This window comes from Lysinibacillus pakistanensis, assembly GCF_030123245.1.
GTDB lineage: Bacteria > Bacillota > Bacilli > Bacillales_A > Planococcaceae > Lysinibacillus > Lysinibacillus pakistanensis.
On the sequence record NZ_CP126101.1, the window covers coordinates 719,752 to 745,640 of the forward strand.

Here is a 25,889-nt window from a genome sequence, read left to right on the forward strand (position 1 = left end):
ATCAATAAATAATTACAATTTTCAAACAAAATAGGTTAAGTAATATTAGTATGGGAGAAATATTTATGAATATATTAATTATTATTCCTGCATTTAATGAAGAAGAAAACATTAGGAAACTGATTCAAAAAGTCCATGAAGTAAAATACAAAAATACTGTGGATATTCTTGTAATAAATGATCACTCAACTGACGAAACATCCCTTATTTGCAAAGAAATGGGCGTTGATGTTGTTAATCTCCCTTGTAATTTAGGTATAGGAGGAGCGGTGCAAACTGGCTATAAGTTTGCAGCGTTACATGATTATGATTTCGCAATACAAGTTGATGGGGATGGACAACATAATCCAGAATTTATTGAAAGCTTAATAGAACCAATTATTCAAGGTAATGCGGATATTGTTATAGGATCAAGATATATTAATCAAAGTGGATTCCAATCATCAGGTATGAGAAGACTGGGGATCCGTTACTTAAAATATCTAATAAATATACTTACTGGCTTGAAGATCACAGACCCGACTTCTGGATACAGAGCTTGTAGTAAAGAAATTATAAAATTATTCTCAATAAATTACCCAAAAGATTATCCTGAACCAGAATCGATTATGTATATAAAAAGAAAGGGATTCAGGGTTTCTGAGATACCAGTCATTATGAATGAAAGGGAAGGTGGAAAATCCTCTATAAACTTTCATAGGTCAATTTATTACATGATTAAAGTATCATTAGCTATAGTGTTTGATAAAATAAGAAAAGAATCGTTTTAGGTGAGATATGATATCAGTAAAGTTACAGTTAATATTATTAATATTTATTTTACTAGCTACTTTTCAATTAATAAGAATGATAACACGATACAAATTAGATTTGAAATATGCATTACTTTGGTTATTATTGGCAGTAGTGTCCTTATGCCTTGTGATTTTTCCTAGTATTTTATATAAAACAGCAGAATTGTTAAGTATTGAGATACCAAGTAATGCATTATTTATGTTAGCCATTCTTTTAGTATTGATAATTATTTTTAGCTTAACTATTGCATTATCTAGAGCTTCAAATAAAATTAAAACCCTTTCTCAAGAACTTGGAATTTTAAAATATGAATTTGAATCATTGAGAAAGATGTTAGAGAAAGAATGATTAGATGAATATTATTTTATTTATTATTAATATTTTGCTTCTGGTAATTGGACAAACTATGTGGAAAATAGGTGCGGGAAAAATAGAGATTTCTGGATTCAAAACGATCATTAATGTTATTTTATCGCCATGGATAATTGGTGGAGGGGTTTTATATGTCATAGCTACTGCTATTTGGCTGTATTTGTTATCGAAACTTCCCCTCAGTTTAATCTATCCATTACAAAGTGTAGCATATATTATCGCATTGTTTGTTGCGTTACTGGTATTTAAGGAGGCTATTCCTATTACAAGATGGGTAGGGGTAGCTGTTATTCTATTTGGCGTATACTTAGTTGCGAAATAAAAGGAGGATTTTTTATTATGAAAGGTATTATTTTAGCAGGGGGTAGTGGAACTCGTCTGTATCCCTTAACTAAATCTGTATCTAAACAATTATTACCGGTATATGATAAACCAATGATTTACTATCCGTTATCAGTATTAATGCTAGCAGGAATTAAGGAAATCCTTATTATCTCAACACCGGAGGATACGCCACGTTTTGAGCAATTATTAGGTAATGGACAGGATTTAGGAATTCGTTTGGAATATGCAGTACAACCATCACCAGATGGCCTAGCACAGGCCTTCATTATAGGTGAGGAATTTATTGGGGATGACTCTGTAGCACTTATTTTAGGAGATAATATTTTCTATGGGCACAAATTTACATCTATGTTAGAACGAGCAGCCTCTAGAGAAGAGGGGGCTACTGTTTTTGGCTACAATGTAAATGATCCAGAACGTTTTGGTGTAGTAGAGTTTGATGAAAATGGAAAGGCTATTTCTATAGAAGAAAAGCCAGTAAATCCGAAATCGACATATGCTGTAACAGGTTTATATTTCTATGATAATAGTGTTATAGAGGTAGCAAAATCTATTAAGCCATCAGCACGTGGAGAACTTGAAATTACGGATGTTAATAAAGCCTATTTAGAAGCAGGAAATCTTCATGTAGAGTTGCTAGGTCGAGGCTTTGCTTGGTTAGATACAGGGACACATGAATCGTTACTAGAAGCTTCATCATTTATCGAAACAATTGAAAAGCGTCAAAGCTTAAAGGTTGCATGTTTAGAGGAAATTGCCTTCCGAAAAGGGTATATTACGAGAGATCAATTGCTAGAGCTAGCAGAGCCGTTAAAGAAAAATGGTTATGGTCAATATTTAATTTCACTCGCAAATAAAAAGTTATAAGGGGTCCTATAAAGTGAATTTTATTAAAACAAAACTAAAAGATGCCTATATTTTGGAACCCAAAGTTTTTGGGGATCATCGTGGTTTTTTTATGGAAACTTATAATGCTAAAATATTGGATGAACAAGGTTTTTCTTTTAATTTCATACAAGATAATCATGCATTATCAAAAGAGAGTGGTGTGTTAAGGGGATTACATTATCAGCTAGAACCTTTTGCTCAAACGAAGCTAGTAAGGGTAACAAAAGGTGCTGTATATGATGTAATTCTTGATATTCGTGAAGGTTCCCCCACCTACGGACAGTGGGAAGGGTTTATTTTGAGCGAGGATAATAAAAGACAATTACTGGTACCTCAAGGTTTTGCACATGGTTATTGTACATTAGTTGAGAATACTGAGTTTCTTTATAAGGTAGATAATTATTATTCCCCTGAGCATGATCGTGGAATTGCTTGGAATGATCCAAATTTAAATATAGACTGGCCTACGTCAAATCCAATTTTATCTGATAAAGATACCAAGCACCTTAATCTAAAGGATTTAGAAAGCCAATTTATTTATAAAGGTAAGGAATGATAAGTATGAAAATTCTAGTAACAGGTGGAGCAGGTTTTATTGGTAGTAACTTTGTAAACTACATGGTTGATAAATATCCTGAATATATGATTGTTAATGTTGATGCTTTAACATATGCAGGTAATTTAGAGAATTTAAAGCCATCTGAAGGCAGGCCAAATTATCAATTTGTCAAGGCTGATATAACAGATGCAGAGACGATGGATCAGCTAATTGGTGATAGTGTAGACGCTGTGATTAACTTTGCAGCAGAATCACATGTTGACCGAAGTATTACAGACCCTGGAATCTTTGTGCAAACAAATATTCAAGGAACTCAAGTATTATTAGATGCAGCTAAAAAATATAACATCAAAAAGTACTTACAAGTATCTACAGATGAAGTTTATGGCTCATTAGGAGAGGAAGGCTACTTTACTGAACAAACGCCACTAGCTCCAAATAGTCCATACAGTGCAAGTAAGGCTGGAGCAGATATGCTTGTACTTGCATATCACGAAACATTTGGTTTACCAGTAAATATTACACGATGCTCCAATAACTATGGACCATTTCATTTCCCAGAAAAATTGATCCCTTTAATGATTATTAATGCATTAAACGATAAAAAACTTCCTGTGTATGGTGATGGTAAAAACGTTCGCGACTGGCTACATGTAACAGATCATTGTAGTGCGATTGATTTGGTTTTACATAAAGGCATTGATGGTGAAGTTTATAACGTTGGTGGACATAATGAAAAAACGAACTTAGAGGTTGTTAAAGAAATCTTAAAGCAGCTAGATAAGCCAGAATCCTTAATCCAATATGTAGAGGATCGTTTAGGTCATGATCGTCGTTATGCAATTGATCCAACGAAGCTTCAAAAAGAGTTAGGCTGGGAGCCAAAATATACATTTGAAACAGGCTTAAAAGAAACTGTGCAATGGTATCTAGATAATCAATCCTGGTGGGAAAATATCATTTCAGGAGATTATCAAAACTACTATCAACAACAGTATGGTGGTAAATTGTAATGAAGGTTATGGTAACAGGTGCTAATGGACAACTAGGTCAGGAGCTTGTTAAACAATTATCAAATAGCTCGCATGATTTATTTGCATTTACTAAAACTGAGTTAGATATCACGGATACAGAGAGTGTGCTTACTGTATGTAATGATATCAGACCAGATATTATTATTAATGCTGCTGCCTATACAAATGTTGATGGAGCAGAAACGAATGAAGAATTAGCTTTTCAAGTAAATGCTGTGGGACAGCGGAATTTAACTGTAGCAGCAGAAACGGTTGGAGCGAAAATTTGTTATATTAGTACTGACTATGTTTTCAATGGACAAGCAACTTCACCTTACAATGAATATATGAATGTAGCTCCTTTAGGAGTGTATGGACAATCAAAGTATGCCGGTGAATTTTTAACACAAACGCTCAACACAAAATACTTTATTGTACGTACAGCATGGGTTTATGGAGAGTATGGACCTAACTTTGTGAAGACCATGCTAAAATTAGCTAAGGAAAAATCCGAACTGGGTGTTGTTCATGACCAAGTCGGGTCTCCTACTTATACAGTCGACTTAGCAGAGTTTTTAATTGAGTTAGTACAAACTGAAAAATACGGTATCTACCATTGTACAAATAGTGGAACATGCTCTTGGTTCGAATTTGCTCAAGAAATATTTAAATTAGCTAATAAAGATATAAAAGTTAATGCATTAACATCGGATCAATTTCCAAGGCCTGCAAAGCGTCCTGCTTATTCTGTCTTAGGTGATTTATCAATCCGGATTAATGGCTTTATTCCTAGGAGAAATTGGAAGGAAGCTTTAGGTGAATATATAAACAAAAATAACAATCTCCTTTAGATTGTTATTTTTATTTATAAAGCTATAATTAAAATGTATTATAAAAGGAATAGAGGGGTAATTTGGCTAGTATAGCTGTTCAAATTGTTACATATAATAGTGCGGATTATATAGAAGATTGTTTAGATTCAGTGATTTTTCAATCATATCCAGTTGAGAAGATAATAGTAATCGATAATAATTCAAATGATTGTATTAAAGATGTTGTTTCTCATTATTCGAATGTTTATTTTGTTCAAAATAGCATAAATAGCGGATTTGTAGGTGGTCATAACCAAGGTTTAAACTATGCTGAGACAGATTATGTTTTAGTATTGAATCCGGATGTGATTTTAGATAAATATTATATAGAATATATTATAGAATTTATGAAGTTAAATGAAAAAGTTGGTGCAGCAACTGGTAAATTATATAGAGATTTAGAATCACACATTATTGACAGTACAGGAATCAATATAAAGAAAAATCGTCGTGCAGTTGATCGTGGAAGTGGAGAAGTAGACCAAGGACAGTATGATGATGAGAGAAGTGTTTTTGGAGTTTCAGGTGCTGCGGCTGTTTATAAAAGAGAAATGATTGACATGATTTCAGAAGATGGACAATTTTTTGATGAAAGTTTTTTTGCCTATAAAGAAGATGTAGATGTTAGTTGGAGAGCTAGATTAGCAGGTTGGGAAATATGTTTTGTCCCTAAATCAATTGCAAAACATGAAAGAGGCTGGAAGGATAATAAATCGAGGAAAAATATTTCTCTTAAAACTAGAAAACATTCCTATATTAATAGACATTTTTATGTGATAAAGAATGATAATTTATTTTACTTTTTATTGCATTTTCCTTTTATTTTTATATACGAAGTAACTTGTTTAGTTTATATCATCTTCAGAGAACCAAAGCTTTTCAGTGCCTATAAACTTCTTTTTAAAGAGTATAAAACTTTAAAAAAAAAGAAAAAATTTATACAATCATGTAGAATAGCTCCTTCAAAAAAGATTTATCAATATTTTAAAGGAATATGGTAAAAATTAAAATGGATTTAAGTATAGTAATCGTAAATTATAATACAAAAAAGCTAACAATTGATTGTATTCAATCAGTTTTAAACTCAAAATTGAATTTTCAATATGAAATTCTTGTAGTAGATAATGGTTCTTCAGATGGCTCTGTAGAACAAATCAAAAGTCTATTCCCTCATATAAAGGTTATTTCTAATAAAGAAAATGTCGGATTTTCCAAGGCAAATAATCAAGCAATAAGAAGGTGTAGTGGCCGATATGTGTTATTGTTAAATTCTGATACTATAGTGAATGAAAACACATTAGATACAATCATTTGTTTCATGGATAGAGAAACGAGTATTGGCGCTGTTGGCTGTGAAGTAAATTTACCTGATGGTACCTTGGATAAGGCTTGCCATAGGGGCTTTCCGACTCCAGAAGCTTCCTTCTATTATATGATAGGTTTAGCTCAAAAATACCCTACTAGCCCTAAATATAATAGTTATCATAAAAGCTACTTAAATATGAAAGAAGTACATGATATTGATTGTTTAGTAGGTGCATTTATGATGGTAAGAAAAGAAGTAATAGAGCAGGTAGGTCTATTAGATGAAAAATTTTTTATGTATGGGGAAGATATAGACTGGTGTTATAGAATAAAAGAAGCTGGCTGGCGAATTGTTTATAATCCTACTGTTTCAATTGTTCATTATAAGGGAGCAAGTAGTAGAAAAAAACCATTAAAAATAGTTTATGAGTTTCATAGGGCCATGTATTTATTCCATAAAAAACATTATGCAAAAAAATATAATTTTTTTATTAATAGTGTAGTTTATACAGGAATTACATTAAAGCTAGCCTTTGCTACTATTAATAACCTTTTGAAAAAAGTACATTAAATTATAAAGTTAAATAGGTGATTAAAGTGATAAGAGGAAAAGAGCGCTTTATTACACAGCTATATATGACAACAGATTTCATCTTTATTCAATTAGCATTTGCTGTTGCATGGTATTTTCGCTTTGTGATTAATAAAGAGCAACAAGGATCATATTTGCCATTAGCAGATTATTTCATTTGGAACATTGTTTACTCTGTTGCATTTTTGGCTATTGGTTTTTTGATTGGCTTATATGTTCCAAAAAGGAAAATGAAGTTTGCAAAAGAAGTTTCTAAAATAATTCAAGTGCAAATTTATAGTATGTTTGTTTTATTAAGTGTGTTATTTATTGTTAAAACGATAGATATATCTAGGATGTTCTTAGCAATCTATTTACTAGTTGGATTTTTGATTATCGTCACGTATCGTTTTTTTGTTAAGCAATTTTTAAGAGCGATGAGAAAAAAAGGCTTTAATCAACAGTTTGTTTTAATTTTAGGAGCGGGTTCCATCGGAAAAAGATATATCGAGAATTTGGATAATCATCCTGAGTACGGGCTTAGAGCAATTGGTTTTTTAGATGATTTTAAACAAATTAATAGAGAACAGAAAATATTAGGTAAAATAGAGGATTTATCGACAACACTAGAAAATACCATTATTGACGAAGTCGTAATTGCTTTACCCTTAACAGCGTTTTCTAAATATCATCAAATTATTGAAATGTGTGAGAAAGCAGGAGTTCGTGTATCTATTGTCCCAGACTTTTACGATATACTACCTGCAACTCCGCATTTTGAAAGTTTTGGAGATTTACCAGTCATTAATGTCAGAAATATACCTTTAGATGAATATGTGAATAGAGTGTTGAAGCGTTTATTTGATATTGTTTTTGCACTTTGTGCGATACTTGTTACATCTCCTTTACTATTGTTAATCGCAATTGGCGTGAAATTAACTTCTCCAGGTCCTATTTTATTTAAGCAGGAGCGTGTGGGGCTAAATAGAAGAACGTTTTCTATGTATAAATTTAGATCTATGAAGCATATGCCTGTTGAAGCTTCTAATACGCAATGGACTGTTGAAAATGACCCAAGAAGAACTAAATTTGGTACTTTCTTGCGAAAAACAAGTCTTGATGAATTTCCTCAATTTTTTAATGTGCTGAAAGGCGATATGAGTATAGTAGGACCTAGACCTGAACGACCTTATTTTGTGGATCAATTTAAAGAAGAAATCCCGAAATATATGATAAAACATCATGTGAGACCAGGAATTACTGGTTGGGCTCAGGTATGTGGGCTACGAGGAGATACTTCAATTGAAGACCGAATTGAGCATGATATTCAATATATTGAAAATTGGACATTATTATTTGATATTAAAATTATTATGAAGACAATCATCAATGGCTTTGTAAATAAAAATGCATACTAGTATTGAGTATAAATGATTTATACCGATTGAAGCTTGCTGGTGAATCGGGATAATCACTTTTTAGAAAAGGTAAGTCAAAAAAATTAATAATACTCAAGTGTTCATGATATTTAGTTTTTTAAGGAAGTGACATAATATGAAAAATATCCGCAAAGCCATTATCCCAGCTGCTGGACTTGGAACACGTTTCTTGCCAGTTACTAAAGCCATGCCAAAAGAGATGTTGCCGATTGTTGATAAGCCGACGATTCAATATATTGTGGAAGAAGCTATTGCCTCTGGGATTGAGGATATTATTATTGTAACAGGTAAGGGTAAACGAGCCATTGAGGATCATTTCGATAATGCACTAGAGCTTGAAACAAACTTAATTGAAAATGGAAAGCTTGATATGCTTGAAAAGGTTCAGGAATCTGCTAGCGTAGAAATTCACTATATTCGTCAAAAAGAGCCTCTTGGATTAGGACATGCCATTTGGTGTGCTCGTAAATTTATTGGCGATGAACCATTTGCTGTCCTGCTTGGTGATGATGTTGTGAAAAGTGAAGAGCCTTGTTTAAAACAATTAATGAATCAATATGAGAACACCTTATCCAGTGTTATTGGTGTACAAGAGGTACCCGATGAGGATGTCCATCGATACGGTGTAATTGATCCAGTTAACACTGGCAATCGATTGATGCAAGTGACGCAATTTGTGGAAAAGCCTGCATTAGAGGATGCACCATCCAATTTTGCGATAATTGGGCGCTATGTATTAACACCTGAAATATTCCGCTTTTTAGATGAGAAGAAGAAGGGGAAGGGCGGCGAAATTCAATTAACTGATGCCATTGAATCGTTAAATGGTATTCAACGAGTGTTTGCCTATGCGTTTGAGGGGCGTCGTTATGATGTAGGTGAGCAATTAGGATTTATTGAAACGACCATTGATTTTGCATTAGAACGTGAGGATTTAAGTGAGGGTGTAAAAGAAATTATTTTAAAAAAAGCGAAACAGTTAAGTGGTGAAATTTTATGATTTTAGTTGTTGGCGGTGCTGGATATATTGGTAGTCATTTTGTAAAGGAATTAGTAAAGGACTATGATGTAGTTGTACTTGACAATTTAAGTACGGGTCACCGTTGGGCAGTTGATGCAAAGGCTATTTTTATACAAGGTGATTTAGGAGATTCAACAATTGTTCAACGAATATTTGATACATATAAAATTGAAGCGGTTATACATTTTGCAGCCTTTAGCTTAGTAGGGGAATCTGTGATTGATCCTATGAAATACTATGAGAATAATGTAGCAGCCACATTGAATTTGTTAAAAGCTATGAAGCGTAATGAAATTAATAAATTTATTTTCTCTTCTACCGCTGCTACGTATGGTATGCCAACTGTTGATTTCATTGATGAAAAGACACCTACTAATCCTATTAACCCATATGGTCAGTCAAAGTTAATGGTTGAGCAAATGCTGGCAGATTTTGCACAGAGCTACCAGATGAAATATGTTGTATTACGTTATTTTAATGCTGCGGGAGCACATGAGACAGCTGAAATTGGTGAAAGTCATAATCCAGAAACGCATTTAATCCCCATCATTCTTCAGCATTTAGGGGGACAAAGAGACTCCATTTCAGTGTTTGGTACTGACTATGATACACCTGATGGTACTTGTATCCGTGATTATATTCATGTCACTGATTTAGCCAAGGCACATTTATTAGCTTTAGAGGCATTATTAAGTTCTACTATTGAAACCGCCACATATAATTTAGGGAATGGCAATGGTTATTCAGTAAAGCAAATCATTGAAACATGTGAGCTGGTAACAGGAAAAAAAGCCAATGTACAATATGCTGAACGACGTGCTGGTGATCCTGCCAAGTTAGTTGCCAATGCCGGTAAGATTTATGCAGAATTAGGATGGAAGGCTCAATTGGATATTCTAGATATCATCAAAAGTGCATGGATTTGGCATAAAAAGCAATTCTAATTACCAACTCGACATGGTTCGAGTTGGTTTTCTTTTTTGTATATGTCATAATATACATATCAAAATTTACCTTAAGAAGTGAGGATTCTATGGTGTTTGCAGAAATTGTAAAAACAACATTGCTAAATTGTTCGCTAGATGATAGTGATCTTATTCAATATAAAGATCGAGTAAAAAATATCCATAACGCATTACCACACTATCCATTAACAGGCTGGATCGATTCCCCCTTACAAAATCAAGAGGGACTGCTTACCTCTATTGAACGTGTGGCAAGTGAAATACGAGCTTGTGCGGATGTCCTGGTTGTTGTAGGCGTTGGTGGTTCCTTCTTAGGTGCACGTGCAATCCAAGAGGCGCTGATGCCTTATTTTGGGCTGGCTAAGGGTGGCATTGAGGTTGTCTATGTTGGTTTGAATATGAGCGGTGCATACATTAAGGAGCTTCTCACTTATTTAGATACTAAACAAGTATATGTCAATGTGATTTCGAAGTCAGGCGGTACAATGGAGCCGGCGTTGGCCTTTCGTGTAATGCGTTTATATATGGAGGAGCGTTATGGCGAGAAGGTAACGGAGCGTATTATTGTCACGACGGATGCGGACAAAGGCATCTTAAAGGGAATCGCTGATAAGGCTGGGTATCGTCAATTTGTCATTCCTGCTGATGTGGGTGGGCGTTATTCTGTATTAACGCCTGTTGGTTTATTACCTGTGGCGGTTGCAGGCGTGGATATTCGTGCTTTAATGGATGGTGCACGTTATGCAGCGACAGAGTTAGCAGAAGAGGATTTGGGGCATAATGATGCCTACAAATATGCTGTAATGAGACATATGCTTTATGAGCAGGGCTATACCATTGAATTGCTTGCGTCCTTTGAGCCTGGACTCAATAAATTCCACGAATGGTGGAAGCAGCTTTTTGGTGAAAGTGAAGGGAAGGAGCACAAGGGACTATATCCTTCTACTGTTAATTTCTCCACTGATTTACATGCCATTGGGCAGTTTATTCAGGAGGGGAGTCGTGTTATGTTTGAGACATTGCTACACTTCCATGAAATAGAGGGCGATTTAGCTGTACCATTCGATGCTCGCAATGAGGATGGCTTGAATTATTTGTCGACTCGTACTTTTAATGAGATTAATGCGATTTCTAAGCAAGGAACGGCACTTGCACATGCAGAAGGGCAAGTGCCTGTTATTCAATTAGAATTGCCTAAGCTAGATGCTTATCATCTTGGGTATTTGATTTACTTCTTTATGAAGGCCTGTGCAATGAGTGCTTGTTTACTAGAGGTTAATCCATTTGATCAGCCTGGTGTTGAGGCCTATAAAAGTAAAATGCTAGAGTTGTTGAAAGAAGAAAAGGTGATAAGTAAATGAAGAATGTCCATGAATTATATAATGGCTGGTTGGAGCAGTCTCTTCCTAGCTATTTAGCTGAGGAGCTTGCCTTAATTGCAAGTGATGAACAAGCAGTCGAAGACCGTTTTTATCAATATGTGTCCTTTGGTACTGGTGGGATGCGTGGTGTTTTAGGCGCTGGAACGAATCGTATAAATGTTTATACGATTCGTCGTGTTGCTGAAGGGCTTGCTCGTTATATTGAATCCAATGGTGAAGCTGCTAAAAAGCGTGGTGTTGTTATTGCCTTTGATACACGCCATTTTTCATATGAATTTGCCTGTGAGACTGCGAGTGTACTAGGAGCACATGGTATTCGTTCATATGTTTATAAGGAAGCAAGACCAACCCCACAGCTGTCGTTTACGGTTCGGAAATTAAATGCTTATGCAGGTGTGGTCATTACAGCTAGCCATAATCCAAAGCAATACAATGGGTTTAAAGTATATGGTGAGGATGGTGCACAGTTAACACCCCAATTTGCAGAAGCTATTATAAGCGATATGAACGGAATTGATGATATTTTTGCTATTCAAGTGAAGGAACTCCCGTTTTTAGAACAGCAAGAGCTTGTTACTTGGCTTGCAGGTGATTTGGATGATGCGTATTTATCAAGTCTTTTAAGCTTAAAGGAAAATCAAGATATTGCATTGGATATGAAACTCGTTTATACACCTTTGCACGGTGCCGGCTTGGTGCCCGTTAGTGAAGGGTTGCGCGCATTTGGTTTTCAACAGGTACATATTGTAGAGCAGCAAGCTGTGCAGGATGGAGATTTTCCAACAGTTTCTTATCCTAACCCAGAGGAATCGAAAGCTTTTGAGTTAGCTATGAAGCTTGGTACACAGGTTGGAGCTGATCTTTTGCTGGCAACTGATCCAGATGCGGACCGTTTAGGTGTGGCTGTTAAAAATGGAGATAGTTATGAGCTGTTAACAGGCAATCAGCTTGGTGCTTTATTACTTCATTATTTATTGTCTACTAAGCAGCAACTTGGAGCGCTACCTAGAAATGGCGTTATGCTGAAAACAATAGTTACATCAGAATTAGGCACCCAGATTGCCGAAAAATTTGGCGTAACGACAGTAAACACATTAACAGGCTTTAAATACATTGCTGAGAAGATTGCAGAATATGAGCAATCTGGTGATTATTCGTATGTATTTGGCTATGAAGAAAGCTATGGCTATTTAATAGAAACTTTTGTACGTGATAAGGATGCTGTACAGGTTGCACTGAAGGTTGCAGAAATGGCTGCTTTTTATGCCAAGAAAGGGCAAACTTTATTAGATGGTCTGCAAAGCCTATTTGATCAATTTGGTACCTATCAAGAGGCACTAGTTTCTCAAGTATTTGAAGGTAAGAATGGTCAGGAAGAGATGAAAGCTATTTTAAATAACCTTCGCCAAAACGCGCCTACATCCATAGGTGGGATAGCGGTTAAACGTTTTGAGGATTATTTAACAGGTATTTCAACTTTAGCAGATGGCACTACTGAGAACATTACATTACCGAAAGAAAATGTGCTGAAGTATGTTTTAGAGGATAGCTCTTGGGTGGCTATTCGTCCATCAGGTACAGAGCCAAAATGTAAATTTTATTTTGGTGTTGTTGGACAAACAGCAGAAGAGGCAAAAGATAAATTAAAGAGACTTCAGGCTGCTTTTGAGGTTTAAAGAGATCCTATAAAAAACGCCCACTTCTTTTTAATCTAAAAAAGTGGGCGTGCGTTTTATTGAAGACGTTTTAATTCAGCTTCCTGTTGAATAGACCGCACTGATAATAGTTCGATAATGCGATGCTGGCTTTCTTGAATGGCCTCAAGTTTATTCACTTTTTCATTTGTTTCTAAAACAGCTTGTTTAATTTGCTGCTGTTCAATTTCTATTATTTCAAGACGATTCTCCACGGACTCAAGACGTTGATTGATTTTTTTTAGTTCGCTTAAAACTTCCTCCATTCCTTTCACCTCTCACCTCTCTTCTATAGGGTATCTATTTTTTAAATCTCTCTCTATAAAAGTAATCTCTCTAATTATAGCATAGAAAACAAGCTTACAAGTATCACCATTGCAATCATCGACAAAATATGACATGCTTAAAAGAGAGATAAAAGAACTAGGAGAATGTTGTAGTGATTAAAGAGTGGGATTACCTACGTGTGGTGGCGTGTCTGTCTATTTTACTATTACACACATCTTCATGGGTTATTATGGAGGTTGGGGTAGAGCCAGAGCAGACGATCTATCTTTTTTTAAGGATTGCGTTGTGCTATGCGACACCGACGTTTATTGTATTGTCTATTTTAATATTGGCTAATCGTTATCATGAGAATATACCGAGAAATTTTTGGTCAAGTAGGATTCAATATATTTTTATTCCCTATTTAGTATGGGCTTTTGTCGATGCATTAGTTGTTGAGTCCATTTATCAAAAGGGTTTATTATGGGAAAAGTATTTTGATAATATTGTTTATGGAGAGTTTGTTGGCTGGTTTGTTGTGGTTATTATGCAGCTATATGTGATCTTTACGCTGCTAACACGTTTTAAATGGTCTATAGCATGGTTTTTACCATTAAGTGTGTTGGTTACGCTTATTCATCATACTGTGATTTTATTGCCCTATCCTATTTTTCAAGAAAATAGTATTTGGCTACGATTTTTCTTTACGGGCTGGCTTGGTTATTTTGCTGTTGCCTATGCAATGGGTATCTATTATGCACAGATTGCAGCATTAGCTCGAAAATATCGATATGCGACGATTGTATTAGTTGTGCTGGCTGCTGTCTTTTTGTATATTCGTTTACTTCTAGGTTACATAGAGGTGCATTCAAGGCGTCTTGATTTAATACCATTTGTGATTAGTATGGTGCTACTTGTGATTGCCTGGGGGCAGTCTTTACCGTATACAAAAGCTGTTAAAGTGCTGAGTCAATATGCGTTTATGATTTATCTCATGCATTGGGAGGTTTTGCGTTTATCAACTGGCTGGTTTGTAGAGCATTTCGATAGTACGCTAGTCCGTGTACCATTGTTGTTGCTATGGACGTTAGCTGTTTGTTTACTGTTGACCAAAATCATTTCATTACTGCCATTTAGTCAATTTATTGTGGGGAAAATAAAAAAACGTACTACACAGTAAAAAGCAGTGATTTCTTTTAAAGTAGAAATCACTGCTTTTTTGTATCATCGCCAGTAGCTTCACCAAGATCGCCGCTAGAAGTTTTAATATCGCCGGTAACCTCAACACAATCGCTGGTAAAAGTAAAAATACCGCCACTAGTTTACAAAGTAAATCATTCTGGCATTAATTTTAAATTTCGATCATTGTATGCTAGCACGACATAATCTGGATGTAGATTTTGTAAATATGGAATAACATCCTTCTCCAAGTATCGTAAATCCAAAATGGTTAGCTTTTTAAAATGGCTAGCTACATGAAATTGAATAGCATTAAAATAGGAATCTTTGATGACAACAATATGTTTATCACTGTCATAGTCTCCATTAACTATTGTCAGCTCTGCAAAGTCTCTGCTATAGGCATCTGCATAATTTACGACTGTGTCAGCGCTCATTTTTTTTGCACGACCATATACAGCTTCGTATGGGGCCGTTACGCCTCCTTCAATTGTACCGTCATAGATTGTGAATTGTGTTGCAAACGAAGGCGATTCGTTATAGCAAATTTGATCGTGATTGTTGACGGTCATGTATAAGATTTTATTCCAGGAGCCAGCAAACTTATTGGGTAAGCAATAGGCGTTGTCTTCCTTATAGGGAATGGGCTGAATGGCTTCACCAAGTCGTTCGCTCATTGTTTTTATTAGTGCCTCGTAGCCTGTATATGCACCACGCATAGTCCAGTGATGATCTGTCTTAAAGAAGTATTGTTCTGCAGAGAAGTCAGTCTTCATTTCATCATAGAGACGGATATTGTCGATGCCAGCAGCCGTAACAAGCTTATGTAAGCGCTCATTATTGGCTATTCCAGCATCCTCTGGCATATAGCTAGGACTTGGTTCCCGTGAGTAAGTTGCCTTCGCTGGCAGTGAGTAAAACGTAAACGGAATTTCTTTTTCAGCTAATCCCTCACTGAGCTTTCGCAAATCATTGGCAAAGGCAGCAAGTTCCTCATCAGATTTTGCTGGGGCTGGCTTTGAAATAATCCAGCCACTAGTATCGTCTACTGCGTACTTATCGTTTAAATAGGTTTTGCCAATTGCTCGCTGGAAATGCACATAATTACGCATCCATGTATCACGGGCAGGAAATTGATCAGAAATATAGGATTCTACCTGTTTTGACCATGCGCCAGAGAAGATTTCCTGTGAGCTAGGGGATAGATTGGCAGTTTCTAATGGACGATTTTCCATTTCTGACTGTTTACGATCCACAGTCATAGCATGTATGACAAGACCACCGAAAATGATGCAAAAAAAAGTTATTGGTAATAGATACATTTGAATTTTTCGCATGCTGTCCCACCTAGAATCTAAAGTATATAAATGGATTATGTGTTGCGTTGACTAAAAACATTGTGATAAAGAGTAACAGTGCACCATAGTAAATTGTTTGTCCAAGACGTAGGCTCCAGTCAAATGTTAGAGAACTAGTAGCTCTTTGTTCACTCCAAGTTTGATATAGTCGATAGATTGGCATTGCGAAAATAATGGCAATGACAAAATAAACTGCATAATCCTTTGTTAGTAATATCGTTTCATAATTATAAAGTGCTGCATCGGATAGTCCAAACATCGTTTTGATAAAGCTAAAAGCATATGTAAAGTCATTCGCTCTAAAGAATACCCAGCCGATCATCACAATAATAAGTATATAAATATGGCGTAGGAAACGAGGTATACGTTCTAGCCATTTTAAAAGCACCCATTTTTCAAGGCAAATTAATAGTCCATAATAAAAGCCCCATGCCATAAACGTCCAGCTGGCTCCGTGCCAAAAGCCTGTTAATGTCCAAACTATTAATAGATTTCGATAAAGCTTCCATTCATGGCTAACACGACTGCCACCAAGTGGGAAGTAAACATAATCTCTAAACCAGCTGCTGAGTGATATATGCCAACGACGCCAGAAGTCTGTTACTGATTGGGCAATATATGGATAGTTAAAGTTCTCCTCAAATTTAAAGCCAAATATCCTCGCTAACCCGATGGCCATATCACTATAGCCTGAGAAGTCAAAATAAATTTGAAGCGAGTACGCTAGAATTCCTATCCACGCAGTCCCTGTTGTTAAATCTCCGCCTGATAAACTAAAGACATGATCAGCAACCTCGCCCATTGGATTGGCAATCAATACTTTTTTAGCTAACCCTTGTACAAAACGACGGGTACCAATCATCCAGTCCTCCGCTGTGGAGAGTCGTTTTTTAATTTGCTCTGCAACTGTCTGGTAGCGTACAATCGGTCCTGCCACAAGCTGAGGAAACAATGTAATGAAGAGTGATAAGTCCAAAAAGTTACGTTGGGCTTTAACATCCTTTCGATAAACATCAATTACATAGCTAAGAGCCTGGAACGTGTAGAATGAAATGCCAATTGGAAGAGGTACAGCTTGCCATTCAATTGCTTCCTCTAAATAGTTGTTTATGATGTCCACAAAAAAGCCGGCATATTTGTAATAGCCTAGAATAGCTAAGTTACTGAAAATTACTAACCAAAGAAGGGCTTTTCGTTTAGACTGCGAAATCGTATTTTCAATGACTATGCCCAAAATATAGTTAAGTAAAATCGAAATCATCATTAAAAGTACATATTTCGGTTCGCCCCATGCGTAAAAGAATAGGCTAGCCAATAGTAAAATCGTGTTGCGTAACATCTTTGGAGAGATGAAGTACACAATGAGTACTAATGGCAAAAAGACATATAAAAATATAAGGCTACTAAAAACCATTCCTTCAAATCCCCATCTCTTATTTATATTGTAAATGCATCTACATGGTCACTGTGTAAGATTGCCATATACAATGCTTATACCGCTATAAACGGTTTAAAACATCCAAAATAACTGATAATCTGCAAAACTGCTAGAAAGTTCTAATATAATCAAGGAAATGCATGAATAAATTACCTACCTTATTGTAACGTAAATTCACGAATTGTTCACCAGTGGATTTTTACTAAATAATGGGTAAAAGTCGATTTTTGTCGAAATTTAGTTGGTAAAAATGACATGGGTAATATGGTATATTTTTCGCATGGCAGTAAGGTTTGTATGTTAATTTTAAGGATGGATGCTTACCATCTTTTTAAGTAAAATATGGTTATAAACCCTCTATAAATCTAACGTTACCACATATTTCATTCCAAATCTTGCCCTTTGAAATTTATTATCTTGTAATCTTATAATAGATTCGTAGTCACCAAAAGTGGCTAATTTATCTAGGAGGTTATTGCATATGAAACAAAAATATAGTAAGTGGGTTGTCGGCGCAGCATCAGCAGCCCTAGTAGCATCAGCAATCGTACCAGTAGCAAGCGCAGCAAGCTTTTCTGATATTGAATCAAGTGACCACAAGGAGGCTATCTTAGCATTAGCAGATGCTAAAATTGTAGCTGGTTATCCAGATGGAACATTCAAGCCAAATGCAGTTGTTACTCGTGGGAACGTAACAAAATTCTTAGGGAAATGGTTAGTATCTGAAAACTATGAGATTCCTACAGATTATGCTACAGAAGCACGCTTCACTGACCTACCAACAACAGCTCCAGACAAAGAGTTATTACAATATGCAGCTCTTGTAAAAGATGCTGGCGTATTCAAAGGCTCAAATAACCAATTAATGCACACAAATAACATGAACCGTGAGCAAATGGCAGTTGTTTTAGTACGTGCTATCAAAACGGTTTATAACGTAGATTTAGTGGCAGATTATAAAGAATCTGACTTCAAATCAACAATCACTGATTTAGACAAAGCTACAGCTACTGAAAATCGTGAAGCAATCATCGCGTTAGAATATGCTGGACTTACAAACGTGAAAGCGTTCAATCCTAAAAACACATTAACACGCGGTCAATTTGCATCATTCTTACACCGTACAATTTCTAACATCGGTGAAGAAGCACCTTTAACTGTTAAAGAAACTAAAGTTGTAGATGCAACTACATTAGAAGTTACACTTTCTGATGACAAAAAACATACAGTAACATTACCAACTCCACTTCCAGAAAATAAAGAAACAAATGTAGAGTTTGTAATTGATGGTAAAACTTATTCAGCTGTAGTTACATATGTAACTGAGTTAAAAGTAAAAACTGTTGATGCAGTCAATGCAAAAACATTAGCAGTAACATTCAACAAACCAGTTGAAACAGAAAAAGCTAAATTTGAGCTTAAAAAAGATGGCTTCAAATCTAACTTTACTTCTATTACATGGAACGAAGACAAAACTGTTGCAACAATTGAATTAACTAGCAAAATTACAAAAGGCGAATTCACAGTTAGCGTATCTGGCGTTGCTGATCAAGCAGTAACTAGCACTGTGAAAACGGAAGACGAAAAAGTTGCTGGTATTGAAATTCTTGGTGAAGTAGCCCCATCTACAAGCAACACAACAGCTACAGTTGGCTTCCAAGTAAAAAACCAATATGGTGAAGATATTACAAAGCTTAATGCTTCTGCTTTAACATTAACTGCTGCAGGCGCTGATTCAGCTGTTGCTAATGCAGATGGCTCTATCACAATTACAAAAGCTGCAGGACTTAAAGAAGGCGATAAAGTAGTTGTGACTGCTATCCACGGTCAAACTGCAACAACAACTACTAAAACTGTAACAGTTTCTGCTAAAACTGTAGCATCTGATATTGCTATTGGCGCTCTTTATAATAAAGATGGCAAAGCATTCAGTGAAGATGTTAATTTAGCAAAAGATAAATTCTATCTTCCTGTTACTGTAAAGGATCAATATGGTAAAGAAATTACTGATCTTAACCGTTTAAATGGAGCAAATTCTGAAGTTCTTGTAACAAACACAAACCAAGCTGTTGCAACATTCGGTGCGTTTGAAAAACAAACTATCGACGGAAAAGATGTAATCGTATTACCTGTTACAAACATCGTAGCAGCAGGTGACACAAACGTAATCGTGATTGCTAAAGCAACTGGTAAAAACGGTCAAACTGCAGTGAAGGTAGCTGAGGGTGTACGTGCTGATTCAGTTACATTAGGAGCGCCAACAAAAGTTGTCACTGCTGGAGCAGATATTTTATTCCCATTATCTGTATTAGATAAACAAGGCAATGCTATTAAAGAAGCTACTGCATTAAACGGCACTAAAGGTATCACAATTACTGGCGGTACTTTATTTGAAAAAGACGGTGAGCTTTATGCAAAAGTAGCAGGCGCTGGCGTAGTAGAAAACACACCTGTAACAGTTGTTGTTACTTCTTCAACTGGTAAAGTGGCTACACAAACAGTTATTCCTAAAGCTGCAACTGCACCTAAAGTAATTACTGGCTTAGATAACAAAGTAAGCACATCTATCCGTGAACTTACAGGTGCTAAAGTTGACATCTCAGCAAAAGACATCGTAGTGGAGGATCAATTTGGTCAGGTAATTTCTACAGACGAACTTCTTGCAAAACTTGCAACTGCAGACTACACAATTAAAGCATTTACAGATGCTGATGCACCATTTACTGTAACTGGTGAAATTAAAAATGCTGCTAACAACAAAATTACAGTAGAATACAAAGCAGGCGCTACGAAAACGACTGCAAACGTTACATTTAAGCTTGTAAAAATTGCAGATAACACTGCTAACGAAGCAAGCTCTTACTCAAAACAATTCTCAGTAGTAAAAGATAGCTCATTCACTTCTTATAAAGTAGAAGATATCAAACCTATCTATGTAACTGATGGTGCTATCCCAGCTGGTTATGGTAAAGATATCGTAGTAAAAGCTGTAACAGCAAATGGTGGAGAAGTTACACTTTCAGCTGGCTCTGATTACACTGTAAAATCAGCAGTTCTTACAAGTGTAGCTGATGGTAATATTACGACTACTGACGCTGCTAATGTAGTGTTTGATAAAGATGCAAAAACAGCAACTGCAAAAGTAACAATTACAATCAATGCTACAGGTGAAGAAATCGTTAAAGATGTAACTTTCTCTAACGTTGCACCTAAAGTTGAAAAAGTAGCTGTTGTAGAAAACAACAAAGCTGCTAACTTTATTGCAGGTGAATCTGTGAACCTTGTAACAACTCACTCTTACAATGTAGATACAACATTCAATTTAGATGCATTCTTCGGTTTAGCGGACGTAGTTGTTACTGACCAATACGGTGTAATGGCACAAGTTGATGAGAATGGTGCTAACAAAGGTAAAGCAACATTCAACGGTGTTGCAACTGCTGCTACAACTTTAACTTTATCTAAAGTTTCTGGTGAAGTAGTATTCAGCAATAACGGTACTGATACTGCAGCTGCTACAGGTAAAGCAAACGACGTATTCAATGCTCGTGTGAACATTGGTGGTCAAAGTGCAACACCTGTAAAAGTGACAGCAAAACAGGACTTCAATAAATAAGATAGTTTTTCTAAACAGTGGAGATTCGAGTAAATCGAACGCTCCACTGTTTTTTTCTGGTTAAAATACTAGAAAAGCTGGGCTATCAGTGTTGTGTTGGTATATTATGAAACTTTTGGTTTCTCTTACACGTATTATCATAGTAAAATAGATAAAACGTGTTGAGGAGTTGAACTGGTGAAGAAGCATACTTTATTTCAGGGCGCATTAATTGCTGCTCTAACAACAAGTGCTATTGTGGTACCGACTGCACAGGCAGCAGAAAAATTTACGGATGTTGATTATACACAGGAATATGGGGCTGCTGTAAAGGACTTGGCGGTGCAGGGGATTATAAAAGGATATGCGGATGGTACATTTAAACCATTTGCTGATGTTACGCGTGGACAGGCTGCTAAAATTGTGGCCAATGTATTACACTTAGATACAAAGAATGTAGAAGACCCTAAATTTACTGATGTTAAGCCGAGTGACGACTATTATGGAGCTATTGCAGCCTTGGCAAATAAAGGGGCGTTACTAGGCTTGGCTGATGGTAGCTTTGGTGTCAATCAAGCTATTACACGTGAACAATTAGCACAAATGTTAACGGCTGCTTACCAGTTAGAAAGCACTGACGTGGATAATTTACCCTTTACTGATATTGTGAAATATTCCGAAGCTTATTATGCGATAGCGCCATTGTTTGAAAATCAGATAACGAAGGGGATTACGCCAAATAGATTTGGATTAAAGGAGACTGTAAAACGTTCACAGCTTGCAGTATTTATTCAGCGTATGGAGGCTATGCAGGCTAAACGAGTGACCCAAACGTTTACTGCAAAAGATCTTGATTCTAATTTTATTGAGGCATATGCAACAGATAATCAGTCGATAGATGGTGAGCATGAATCTTTCCGTATGTATCAAACTAATAGTGAAGTGAAAATTGAGGCATTACGAGAAGGATCAGGCTATTTTATGCTAATGGGCTACAATATCGATAATGAAGAAAATTTTGAAATGATAGAGATGATGAAATATAAAGTTACTGTCAGCAAAGTAGATGGTAAGCTTCAGATGAATTGCCAGCAATCCGATGAGGTGACTCCAGGCATAGCAATGCTGTTGGAGGAGGATTTAGGCTTTGATCCAAAAAACATTCAGCTAACAACGGCTGAAGGACATGCTGTAAGTGAAAAAGTATACAGCTATCAGCCAGTGAATTTTGAGGGCTGGGAAGAAGAAATGATTCCGAAAGGTGGAAGCTATGAGCTAAAGCTGTTGCAAGCAGGTGATTATATTGCAACATTATCAGACGGTAAAGGTCAATCAGTACGAGTTGGCATTCATGCCGAATCGAGCGGCTATGATATATATACAACGTCCGCAGTTGAAATAAACAGTGCATTTATTTCAATGAGTGATATTGGCTTCACAGTAAAGGATATAAAAGTAGAACAATATACAGGAGCAAGATATGATCATCAAATCATCGATGCGGAGCTTTCCTCAGGGGGTATTACGATAAAGGGAGTAGCAAAAGAGGATTCGCTCTTCTCTATTCGTCTAACTGGTACAAAAGGTGAGAAGCTCTATGTTCATGGCATGATCTATGAAGTAAGTGGAGTCACAACGATGTATTATGAGTTTGCCACAGAAGAACAAATGAAGAATACACCCTTTTATTAAAAGGTACCACGTTGTTGAAATCCTACTATGTCAATGAAATCAAGGTGTCAAATAAAAAAGTATAGCCCTTTTTCAAAAGGTAAGGTTTGTCTCCGTACCGACTGAGTGCTTTCCTGGGGGCGTCCGATGAGCCACTCAGTCTACACTTCAACCAACCACTACTCAAAGTATCTACTTTCGGCATTTTTGTAGTGATAAATTGATGATTTAGCCATTTCATTATTTATTATTGAATAAGTATAGTGCCTTGGTAACATTTTTCTATGCAAAAGCAGATTAGCACTTTATGTAAAGTTACGAAGTAGTTTTATGCATAAAATAGGTTGGCAGCTAAAGAATTTTACCCCTATTCTATCCATTTAATGATGATGGGTAACATGCCTTTACTTTACTTTTGAGAGAAGAAAATATTTAAAATTTTAACTATTGCTGATTGGAGTGGAAGGCTACTCGACTCCCGTGGGATTAGCGAGACAGACGAGACCCTGCACGGAGCGTCAGCGCAGGAAGCGGCTCGTCGCTCGCCCACTGGAAAGCGAGTAGCCTGGAACGGAAATCACCTTCATTTTGACTTAGTATTCACGAAATTTCCATTTTGATTTTCAACACTATAAAACCTCCCTAGCTTACAGGGAGGTTTCTGATATGTTAAAAGACAATATATTTTACATAGTCTTTCCATCCTATTTCTTTAAACTGTTGCCATTCAATCCTTTTTACTGGCATAGAACGGAAGGTACGGGCTAAGATATTACGTTTTTCATTATCAATCATCGGTGTCCCAGCTTCCATATAGCCTGTAAAAATTGTAGCATCTGCCGTTTTGAAGGCAACATCTATATCCTCAAGACGAATCTTACCGTCTTCACCAATCATATAAACACTCTGTTGGCCCTTCTTTGTGGACTTTATCCAAGTAGAATCAATTTTATAGGCATCAAAGGCTTCATTTACAATAATGGAGGCCTGACCAACTGTAGAGAATGGAATGTTGTCTAAAACATTGTCCTGCTGCAATATGACCTCATAGCTTGAAGGCTGTGGCATCTTTACTGATTTAGCTAATTCATTCGCCCAATGCGATTCATTATTAGTTGCGATTAGTTGTTTTTGAAGCACAATGCCAGATAAATCATCCTCATAATGTTGCAAGTCAAAATTAACAGTTTGTCCATCCTTTACCTTCTGCCATTCATCCTCAGATAAATAGGCAAGCATGGATTTTTCTAATGAATAAATTTCAAATGTTACTGCACCAGCTTCTTCCATTATGTTTGAGATAACGCCGTCAACTGGGCTGATAACACCTTGGCGTGCCTGAATTTGGGCTATTTGTGCATCCATTAATGCTACTTGTCTAGTTGCCTCTGCGATATGACGATTTAATATCGCCACTGCAGAAGAAGGAGAATTTTGCTGGCCTAATTCTAATTTAACCGTGACATTTAGCTTATCACTAATTTGATCTGTATCGATAGAGCTTTTAGGTTTGCTTTGCCCACCATATTCCGATTCTATCTGTGCTAAAGCGGATTCTAGATCATTTAATTCCGTTTCATAAGCATCACGCTCAGCTTCAAGCTTTGTTAATTCATCGTCAACTTCTTCTGTTTTATAGGTAGCTAGTACATCGCTGCTGCGAACTTCCTGGCCACGTTTTACATCGATTGCAGAAAGGCTTTTTGCATCTGCGGAGATGGTATATGTTTGTGCTGGAGCAACTATTGCGTCCTTTTTGATTGTTTCTACGCGATCACCAACAGTAGCTCTTTGGAATTCATCGATAAAATAGGAACGAGCAACCTTACTGTCATCTTTAAATACAAAATAAGCATTCACGCCGATTAGTATCGCTAGCACAATCATACTCAAACTTGTCCAAGGTCTGGATTTAATAAAGCGCATCATCCTAACCCCCTTGTAATCCATTCTTGTAAAGGCAACACACTAATCATTCCTACAAAAACAGCCATTAGCACATGAAGAATAATTATTTTTGCTAGCAAAACCTTACGATCTGATTCTTCTTCCCATTTAGAAAGAAAGGTATATTGTATAATTATAGTGAATAAAGTTGCTATAGTTAATTGATTAATAACAAATAATACTACATCTGTCTCTAAGACTTGCTGAACAAGTGGTGCAAGTGATAGGAAGGAGAAGGTTGTTGTATAGCCTACTAAATAGAACACAGTAAATAATATTGTTTTTTCAATTAATAACAATACCATGGCATAAAGTTGTACTTTTTGTATCCATTTATATGGTATGTCAGTTAACAGATGCAACAAATATGTAACGCCATAGTAATGAAAGGCATAATAAATGATTCCCCAGGCAATAGCGCCTACCATTGAAAGTAAACGAGCTGTATAGTATTCATCCTGATGATTCATTGCAAATAATGTTGTTAAGCTTTCAGTTCCCATACCCCAAAATTCACGAACGATGAATAGTAGCATGAAGAGTATAAAAACAGTGAAGGATCGTTTTTTATAGCCTCTTATTTCTCCTTCTTCGACGGCTTGGGTAAAGTTATTGGGATGCGTTAAGCTATGCCAAAACTTATAGTGATAAAACATATAGAGCTCCCTTTCTAGTAAATTAAATAGTAGAGATGTAGTATACACCTGATTACTGGTAAATAACATAGGAAAAATGCTTATTTTCCTTGGAATTTTCTCGATTAAGAGACATTTCTAATCAAATTTATAAGATGTATCATCAAAAGCTTTTTTTTCTAGTTAAATTCACTGGGTTGCCAAATTATGTGCAGGATCAATGCACATAATTCCATAGTGTTGAAAAACTAAATGGTCAAGGGACTCTTTGTGAATATTTAGTCAAAATGAAGGTGATTTCCGTTCCAGGCTACTCGCTTTCCGGTGGGCGAGCGACGAGCCGCTTCCTGCGCTGGAGGAACGAAGGCTAAGTGCGTCACGTCCTGTGACAACGCCTTCGTGACCAACCTCGTGTTGGCCTCAGTTTCCCGTCTGTCTCGCTATCCCACGGGAGTCGAGTAGCCTTGCACTCCTATCAGCAATAGTGTAGAACTTTAAATATTTTCTTCCCTCAAAAGTAAAATAAAAACATGTTACTCACCATCATTAAATGGATAGAATAGTGGTACAATTCTATA

General features: G+C 36.2%; 22 protein-coding genes. 17 read left to right on the forward strand and 5 right to left on the reverse strand.

The annotated features are described in order from the left end of the window. Positions 1-65 precede the first annotated feature (65 nt). The 14 genes from QNH24_RS03455 to QNH24_RS03520 all read left to right on the forward strand — a co-directional run bounded on the left by QNH24_RS03455 (position 66) and on the right by QNH24_RS03520 (position 13,203). Entirely contained in the window at positions 66-770 is a 705-nt protein-coding gene (locus QNH24_RS03455) for a glycosyltransferase family 2 protein (protein ID WP_283870762.1), read from the forward strand. Between the two features lie 7 nt (positions 771-777). Then, complete coding sequence (locus QNH24_RS03460) at positions 778-1,143, forward strand: DUF2304 domain-containing protein (protein ID WP_283870763.1); 366 nt, start codon at positions 778-780, stop codon at positions 1,141-1,143. 4 nt (positions 1,144-1,147) lie between these two features. Then, a complete protein-coding gene (locus QNH24_RS03465; protein ID WP_283870764.1) occupies positions 1,148-1,489 on the forward strand; it encodes a DMT family transporter in 342 nt (113 codons plus the stop codon). A gap of 17 nt (positions 1,490-1,506) precedes the next feature. Beyond that, positions 1,507-2,379, forward strand: coding sequence for a glucose-1-phosphate thymidylyltransferase RfbA (gene rfbA, locus QNH24_RS03470; protein ID WP_283870765.1), 873 nt, complete (start codon positions 1,507-1,509; stop codon positions 2,377-2,379). Between the two features lie 13 nt (positions 2,380-2,392). Next, a complete protein-coding gene (rfbC, locus tag QNH24_RS03475) occupies positions 2,393-2,956 on the forward strand; it encodes a dTDP-4-dehydrorhamnose 3,5-epimerase (RefSeq protein ID WP_283870766.1) in 564 nt (187 codons plus the stop codon). Positions 2,957-2,961: 5 nt separating this feature from the next. Continuing rightward, complete coding sequence (gene rfbB, locus QNH24_RS03480; protein ID WP_283870767.1) at positions 2,962-3,972, forward strand: dTDP-glucose 4,6-dehydratase; 1,011 nt, start codon at positions 2,962-2,964, stop codon at positions 3,970-3,972. Continuing rightward, on the forward strand, positions 3,972-4,823 hold the full coding sequence (rfbD, locus tag QNH24_RS03485) for a dTDP-4-dehydrorhamnose reductase (RefSeq protein ID WP_283870768.1): 852 nt from the start codon (positions 3,972-3,974) through the stop codon (positions 4,821-4,823). The genes rfbB and rfbD overlap by 1 nt, the downstream gene beginning before the upstream one ends. A 62-nt stretch (positions 4,824-4,885) precedes the next feature. Then, on the forward strand, positions 4,886-5,845 hold the full coding sequence (locus QNH24_RS03490) for a glycosyltransferase family 2 protein (protein WP_283870769.1): 960 nt from the start codon (positions 4,886-4,888) through the stop codon (positions 5,843-5,845). An 8-nt stretch (positions 5,846-5,853) separates the two neighbouring features. Then, positions 5,854-6,720, forward strand: coding sequence for a glycosyltransferase family 2 protein (locus QNH24_RS03495; RefSeq protein WP_283870770.1), 867 nt, complete (start codon positions 5,854-5,856; stop codon positions 6,718-6,720). Positions 6,721-6,746: 26 nt separating this feature from the next. Then, positions 6,747-8,138, forward strand: coding sequence for an undecaprenyl-phosphate glucose phosphotransferase (locus QNH24_RS03500; protein WP_283870771.1), 1,392 nt, complete (start codon positions 6,747-6,749; stop codon positions 8,136-8,138). A 136-nt stretch (positions 8,139-8,274) separates the two neighbouring features. After that, complete coding sequence (gene galU / locus QNH24_RS03505; RefSeq protein ID WP_283870772.1) at positions 8,275-9,159, forward strand: UTP--glucose-1-phosphate uridylyltransferase GalU; 885 nt, start codon at positions 8,275-8,277, stop codon at positions 9,157-9,159. After that, on the forward strand, positions 9,156-10,124 hold the full coding sequence (gene galE, locus QNH24_RS03510) for a UDP-glucose 4-epimerase GalE (RefSeq protein ID WP_283870773.1): 969 nt from the start codon (positions 9,156-9,158) through the stop codon (positions 10,122-10,124). The genes galU and galE overlap by 4 nt, the downstream gene beginning before the upstream one ends. Before the next feature lie 92 nt (positions 10,125-10,216). Continuing rightward, a complete protein-coding gene (locus tag QNH24_RS03515) occupies positions 10,217-11,506 on the forward strand; it encodes a glucose-6-phosphate isomerase (protein ID WP_283934522.1) in 1,290 nt (429 codons plus the stop codon). Further along, positions 11,503-13,203 (forward strand): phospho-sugar mutase, encoded by a 1,701-nt coding sequence (locus QNH24_RS03520; protein ID WP_283870775.1) that lies wholly within the window; start codon positions 11,503-11,505, stop codon positions 13,201-13,203. The genes QNH24_RS03515 and QNH24_RS03520 overlap by 4 nt, the downstream gene beginning before the upstream one ends. A 56-nt stretch (positions 13,204-13,259) precedes the next feature. Here the strand turns inward: QNH24_RS03520 and QNH24_RS03525 are convergent, their stop codons facing one another. Beyond that, positions 13,260-13,487, reverse strand: a complete 228-nt coding sequence (locus QNH24_RS03525) for a hypothetical protein (protein ID WP_054770203.1) — start codon at positions 13,485-13,487, stop codon at positions 13,260-13,262. A 173-nt stretch (positions 13,488-13,660) separates the two neighbouring features. Here QNH24_RS03525 and QNH24_RS03530 point away from each other — a divergent pair, with 173 nt between their 5' ends. Continuing rightward, the gene (locus QNH24_RS03530; RefSeq protein WP_283870776.1) at positions 13,661-14,668 is read left to right on the forward strand and encodes an acyltransferase family protein; all 1,008 of its coding nucleotides are present in this window, start codon (positions 13,661-13,663) and stop codon (positions 14,666-14,668) included. Between the two features lie 154 nt (positions 14,669-14,822). On the opposite strand, the gene QNH24_RS03535 is transcribed toward QNH24_RS03530, so the two are convergent. Together QNH24_RS03535 and QNH24_RS03540 are read right to left on the reverse strand one after the other, a co-directional pair. Further along, complete coding sequence (locus QNH24_RS03535) at positions 14,823-16,004, reverse strand: alginate O-acetyltransferase AlgX-related protein (protein WP_283870777.1); 1,182 nt, start codon at positions 16,002-16,004, stop codon at positions 14,823-14,825. 10 nt (positions 16,005-16,014) lie between these two features. Continuing rightward, entirely contained in the window at positions 16,015-17,439 is a 1,425-nt protein-coding gene (locus tag QNH24_RS03540; protein ID WP_283870778.1) for an MBOAT family O-acyltransferase, read from the reverse strand. A 505-nt stretch (positions 17,440-17,944) separates the two neighbouring features. Between QNH24_RS03540 and QNH24_RS03545 the strand changes: the two genes are divergently transcribed. Then, entirely contained in the window at positions 17,945-21,079 is a 3,135-nt protein-coding gene (locus QNH24_RS03545) for an S-layer homology domain-containing protein (protein WP_283870779.1), read from the forward strand. A 177-nt stretch (positions 21,080-21,256) separates the two neighbouring features. Beyond that, on the forward strand, positions 21,257-22,750 hold the full coding sequence (locus tag QNH24_RS03550; protein WP_283870780.1) for an S-layer homology domain-containing protein: 1,494 nt from the start codon (positions 21,257-21,259) through the stop codon (positions 22,748-22,750). Between the two features lie 648 nt (positions 22,751-23,398). Here the strand turns inward: QNH24_RS03550 and QNH24_RS03555 are convergent. After that, positions 23,399-24,655, reverse strand: a complete 1,257-nt coding sequence (locus QNH24_RS03555; protein WP_283934523.1) for an efflux RND transporter periplasmic adaptor subunit — start codon at positions 24,653-24,655, stop codon at positions 23,399-23,401. Then, on the reverse strand, positions 24,655-25,332 hold the full coding sequence (locus tag QNH24_RS03560) for a hypothetical protein (RefSeq protein ID WP_283870782.1): 678 nt from the start codon (positions 25,330-25,332) through the stop codon (positions 24,655-24,657). The genes QNH24_RS03555 and QNH24_RS03560 overlap by 1 nt, the downstream gene beginning before the upstream one ends. Positions 25,333-25,889 lie beyond the last annotated feature (557 nt).